Genomic DNA, 857 nt, shown 5'->3' with positions numbered 1-857 from the left:
TAGAAGTCATTTCATAATTCCTTGATGACTCTTCTGAGTAAAATCATGGAAAATGCCAAATGAACAAAGGCGGTAAAGTGTTGGTGGAACCTGTCCCAGCGTGCCATTGTCCGCTTGAACGTATTGAGCCAAGCAAAAAGTCGTTCGATTTTCCAACGGCGACGATAACGCCGCAAGGGGCGACCATCCTGCGTTGCTTTACGCTTTCGATTGCGCCGATGTGGTGCGATCATCTCAATCCCTTGGGCAGCAAGGGCGTTATCGAGCGGATCACTGTCATAGGCACGATCCCCAATAATTCTTCTGGGCTGTCCCACTGTGACAATTTCATCGAGGGTAGCTTGGACAAGGGTGACTTCATGAGGACCAGCAGAATCCGTGTGCAGGGCGAGTGGAAGACCAGAAGCGTCTGCAATAACCATGAGCTTCGTACCTTTCCCCCGCTTGGTCTTTCCCACTTTTGCGCCCCTTTTTTTGCCACCACGAACGTGCCGTCAATGAAGCATTCCGAGAGGTTTATGGCCCCACGCTCTTCAAGGTCACGGGCGAGAGCCTCAAGGATTTTTCGGAATACGCCCGTTTTGACCCACTTGCTGAATCGGCGATAGCAGGTTGATGAAGACGGGAATCTCTCCGGCAAGTCAGCCCAGGCGGCACCAGTGCGCAATACCCATAAGATGCCGTTCAGTACAGAGCGGTCATCATGGACAGGAGGCCTTCCCCGCACGGAAGAAGCCTCATTTGCAAGGAGAGGTTCCAAAATTGCCCATTGGTCATCTGTTAATCTTTGGTATTTACTCATGAAATTCGATTACACGATTTTTATGACTTTTTCTGGAATTATGAAATGACTTCTA

At 49.8% G+C, this 857-nt stretch carries 1 pseudogene; it reads right to left on the bottom strand.

The features are described from left to right. Positions 1-11: 11 nt before the first annotated feature. A pseudogene (locus HF854_RS12385) lies at positions 12-802 on the bottom strand (IS5 family transposase). Positions 803-857: the final 55 nt, after the last annotated feature.

The sequence above is a fragment of the Desulfovibrio piger genome (assembly GCF_012843875.1).
GTDB lineage: Bacteria > Desulfobacterota > Desulfovibrionia > Desulfovibrionales > Desulfovibrionaceae > Desulfovibrio.
The sequence above is the reverse complement of the archived record's forward strand: the minus strand, read 5'-3'. Positions and strand labels throughout refer to the sequence as shown.